Here is a 4,942-nt window from a genome sequence, read left to right on the forward strand (position 1 = left end):
ATTTGTTTTTTCATGCTGTGCCTGGGCACAAGAAGAATTACCGGAAAAAGTTTTAAAGAAACATGATGGCAAAGTATTGGCATTGGCTTATAGTCCTGATGGAAAATATCTGTTTACAGGTTCTGAAGACAGAACGATTCGGATCTGGAATGCCGAAAATGGGGATTTGCAGAATACCATCAAAGATGGAATTAATGGTACGGTACGTTCTATTGTGATCAGTCCGGATGGAAAATTTATTATTTCGGGGGTCCGAAATAATTTTAAAATTTTCACCATAGAAGGGAAATATGTAAATACATACAGTAGTTCTGTTACCGATATTTGGACGGCGGCCGTGAGTCCTGACCATAGATATCTTACTTTTGGCTCCTTTGATAAGATTTTTAAGCTGGTGGATTATACCAACGGTAAGATTTTGAAAAGATTTGTGGGCCATGAGAAAAATAACCTGTCTGTTGCTTTTAGTCCGGATGGGAAGTACATCCTGAGCGGTTCATTTGATGAAACCCTTAAGCTTTGGGATGTTGCTTCAGGCAATTGTGTCAGGACCTACAAGGGTCATGACGGAAATATTTTTTCGGTTGCATTTAGCCCTGATGGAAAACATTTCGCCAGTGCTTCAGAAGATAAAACCGTAAAACTTTGGGATGTTGATAAAGAGTTTCCGGTAAAAAGTCTGGCTTTACACAGTGGAGTTGTGTTAACTCTTTCCTATAGCCCTGATGGGAAAAATTTGCTCAGCGCAGGTGCTGATGATAATATTATTTTATGGGAAGTTTCTACCGGTAAAAAGATTTACACTTACATTGGCCATAACGAAACCGTAAATTGTGTGGCATTTAGCCCAGACGGAAAGAATTTTGCCAGTGCCGGCGACGATAAAAAAGTCTTTTTATGGAAAATAAATACAGATCTTTTTGTTGATGCCCATTATCATGATCAGATACAGGCAGCAATGGACAGTACGAAACTATTTATTCCCAAAACAAAATCTGAGAGCCGCGAAGCATTTAACAAAAGGCAGGAAAGGGCAAAGGTCTTCAGAGATAATTTGTACAAGAAATATTACGAATGGTATAAGGCCAATTTTTAGTTTTCCATGGCTTACTAATATTGAAGTGATGAACCCCGGGGCTATGCAGCCTGAGGTTCATTTTTTGTTTTAGCATTTTGATAAATCATCTTTCCGGTAATAATGCCTACTCCGACAAAAAGGCCAAGGAAAATCATTGCGGCTAAAATCAGTGAACGTTTGGGTTTGCTTTTTTTGAGAGGAACTTCGGCAGGATTAAGAACCTTAAATACCGGAGTTTCCTGCTGAACCTTTAACCTGGCCTGTTCAAGCTGTTGCGAAAGGGTATTGTAGAGATTGAAGGCAAGGTTATATTCATTGGTTATTTTTGTTCCGGTAGAAAGGACAGCAGCAGAAATCACATCCCGGTTTGCATCCTGAAAGCCTGCAGAACGGTTTTGCAGGGAAAGATATTTGCGTTCAGCCTCTTCCTGACGGGCTTTGATAAAGTCATAATCGGCCTGGGCTTTTTGCACCCGGTAAGAAACCAGATATTGAGTCAGGTCATTCACTACAGAGTCGGTTAACTGTGCTGCAGCATAAGGATCAGGCATTTCAACATCAATCTTTATCGTTCCTGCAGTTTCATCCAAAACGGCTTTTATTCTTCCTTTCAGATTATTTGCAATAGATTCCTGGTCCGGTGTGAGCTTTAAAGGGCAATTAGCTTTTTGTGCAGGAGCCGGCATTTCCTTTTTTTTGTGCAGGGCACCTATTAATTTTCCTGGCAGGCCAACGGTATATCCTGCAATTATACCTATCAGTGACGGGGGATTGATATCCTTCAGATAGGTGTATACGGATGTGGTTACATTATATTTTGAGATATAAACCTTTTGGTTCATGATCCGGACAATGAACGGAGTACTTTCAATGATAGTGGGATAAAGAGCAGGATTTATCGTCCCATTAGATTGGGCGGCAGCATTCAGATTTAATCCGGATAAGCCTCCAAATTGCTGAAGCAAGCCCGACATGCCACTTCCGTTTTGATTGCTGATTTCCGGCAATAAGACTACTTCGCTTTTATATTCCGAAGAGCTGCCAAAAGCTACCATAATTCCTAAGACCAGGAAGATGGCTACTGTTCTGTAGATGATTTTTCGTTCAGCCCAGATTTTTTTAAAAACTTCAATAAGATCTATTTCATCCGTTGCCTGTTTAGGGGCAAGTTCATTATTCTTTTTTATTGGTTCGTTCATTAGTCCGTTTAATAATCAATTGTTTGAAAAATAATTTCATAACCCATCCTGAATTTTTGCCTGGGACAGCTGATTTAAAAAGAAATTCACCAATTTCCTTAAATTCTAGATTTCGAGTATAAAATAAAAAGCAAATTTATCTTTTTAAGATAACTCTTTAAAATTTATTTTAACCTTTTATCTAACTTCTCGGATATTTATTTTTCTTTCCAAACTAAAACTCCTGCAGGTTCAAGGATTTTTTCACCAACCAGAATTTTTGCTTTTGAGGGCAAATTCATTTCATATTTTTTGTCTGAATAGTTCAGGCTAATTCCAAATCCATCGCGGTATTCAACCATTACACCATCGGGATAATTTTCAACAGGTATATTGATTATGTTGTACACCTTATTCAAAACATCCTTTTCAAAGTCTCCATTTTTACTGTCAACGCCAACATAAGTAACGGTTCCTTTACCCAGACGGCGGAATATTACAGCCGGCTGGCCAGCATAAAAATCGCCCTGGTAAGTAGCCCATGTTTCTGTACCTTTATAAGGCTTAAGTATTTCACCCCAGCTGTCCCATTGGTATTGCCGGTCATCCATTTGTACGGTATCTGGTGACTGCGGAAGGTCGTAGAATGCTATTTCTGAGCCAATCAGATTATAGATAGGTTCTGCAAATTTAGCTTCCCAGAGATGTCCTTCCCTGTCTTTATGGCCTGTCCGGCAGGTAAGGATTAAATTCCCACCTTTTTTTACATAATTTGTCCATTTTTCAATCAGCTGCTTGTCAACCTGCTGATAAGCAGGTGCAATGATTACTTTATAAGCCGAAAAATCAGAACTGTCTTTGATGAAATCTACCGGTGCACCGAACGATTTTAGCGATTTATAGTATTTGATAACATGCCCGAGGGAATTCCATTGTATGGTTTGTCTGTTCTGTTCCATCCCCCAGATATTCTCATGATTGAAAAGTATAGCTGTCCTTCTGTTGGTGTAGGATGCAGGCAGTTTCGCCCCGGAATTGTAGTTTTTCCTTAAAAGTTTTATTTCTTCGATAAATTTCTGGTATTCAAGTCCTCCGGGCGTTGGAGTTATCCCATCATAACTTACAATGCCATAGTGATATTGTTCGTATCCATAAAGGGGGGATCTGAATCTATAAGTGCATGCCAGTTTGCTGCCACCGGCAAATACATGCCACAGCCATAGGTGGACTGCACCTGGCGCAGGCTGGGGATTTATCTCTCCCCAGTTTACTTGTCCCGGTTGGAGTTCCATAACTCCATATATTCCTGAAAGCGGGCGGAAGAAATCGTTTGACATGGCAATGCTTTCGGGATTCCCGAGCCGGTAGCCTTTGGGGCCTATGCCTTTGGCACTGCCACTAACCATATATTTGGTGTAGGTAATAAAATCGAGTTCGTGGCTCATCCCAATTGTTCCGGCATCGTATGAGGGGATATAATTTGAAGTTACCCATTGTCCGGGTTCTGCATACTTTTTGATGACACGTGCCTGATCGTCCAGAAATGATGCCGTTTCCCAGGTGGCAAAACGGGTGTGGTCCAGTATCTGATTAAGGTTCATTCCCCATTGGGCCCGAAGCGGGATGTTTATTTGTGAAAAATCACTGTACTGCTGGCTCCAGAATGCTGTGCCCCATGTCTTATTGAGTGCATCAATGGTATTGTATTTTTGTTTCAGCCAATCCCTGAAACGTTGCTGCGCATCGGTTCCGTAATCATAAAATACCCTGGGCTCATTGTCTACCTGCCATCCCATGATCCGTTTATCTTGGCCATAATGTTTGGCAAGCTGTTCTACCATTTTTAAAGCGTATTGCCTGTAGTAATTATTGGAAAATGAAGCCTGTTGCCGTGAGCCATGATCCCCACTTTGCCCGTTTTCATTTTTAACCAGCACATCCGGATGTGCCCGTTCAAGCCATACCGGTGGAGTGGCTGTGGATGTACACATAATCACCTTCAGGCGGTATTTTGCAGCCAGTGCAATGGCCCGGTCCAGCCAGCTGAAATCGTATTTCCCTTCCTCCGGTTCGAGTTGTGCCCAGGCAAATTCAGCAAAATGAGTATATTCGAAACCCATTTGCGACATTTTTTTTAAATCGCGTTCCCATTGCGATGAATCCCAATGCTCGGGATAGTAATATACCCCTGTGGAAATAAGCTGATCAGCAGGAAAAAAATGTGCTGCCTTTTGTCCGTAAGTATTTACAAAAACAAGGAGGGATAAAATAAGAATGTTTATTTTTTTGAACATGACTTTGACCTTGTGAGGTTTTTACAATTTTTGATCCTCTAATAAAATTTTAAAATCATTCGAAATTTAAACTATAGTGCGTTAAATATTATTTATAAGCATTGTAACTTCTGATCTCATCCAGGGATTTTCTTTTTTTCGTCCGCAATTCTGTTGACCTGTAGCCCATAATGATGATCAGCATGGCTCTCAGGTTATTGGGAATGTTTAACAGCTTTTTTACTTTTTCTTCATTGAACCATCCGATAATGCAGGTTCCAAGGCCTTCTTCAACAGCCTGAAGGCAGAAATTTTCAGTAGCTATTCCTATATCAATGAGCGGGAAAGGTTTGTCCTTAACTGTCGAACCAAATTTAGACGTGAAATTGGGCTTTTCCATTACGACAACCACA

General features: G+C 40.6%; 4 protein-coding genes. 1 reads left to right on the top strand and 3 read right to left on the bottom strand.

Annotated elements, in window-relative coordinates; translation table 11 throughout:
* On the top strand, window positions 1-1,096 hold a 1,096-nt coding region (locus tag Q8907_12685), incomplete at its 5' end, for a WD40 repeat domain-containing protein (protein ID MDP4275125.1).
* 41 nt (window positions 1,097-1,137) lie between these two features.
* On the opposite strand, the gene Q8907_12690 is transcribed toward Q8907_12685, so the two are convergent.
* The 3 genes from Q8907_12690 to Q8907_12700 form a co-directional block, all read right to left on the bottom strand.
* Window positions 1,138-2,277 carry a Wzz/FepE/Etk N-terminal domain-containing protein gene (locus Q8907_12690; protein ID MDP4275126.1) on the bottom strand — a complete coding sequence of 380 codons (1,140 nt, stop codon included), beginning with the start codon at window positions 2,275-2,277 and terminating at the stop codon, window positions 1,138-1,140.
* A gap of 197 nt (window positions 2,278-2,474) precedes the next feature.
* Entirely contained in the window at window positions 2,475-4,550 is a 2,076-nt protein-coding gene (locus Q8907_12695; GenBank protein ID MDP4275127.1) for a beta-galactosidase, read from the bottom strand.
* 88 nt (window positions 4,551-4,638) lie between these two features.
* Window positions 4,639-4,942, bottom strand: a 304-nt coding sequence (locus tag Q8907_12700) for a nitroreductase family protein (GenBank protein ID MDP4275128.1), incomplete at its 5' end; no start/stop codon positions are given.

It is taken from the genome of Bacteroidota bacterium, assembly GCA_030706565.1.
GTDB lineage: Bacteria > Bacteroidota > Bacteroidia > Bacteroidales > JAUZOH01 > JAUZOH01.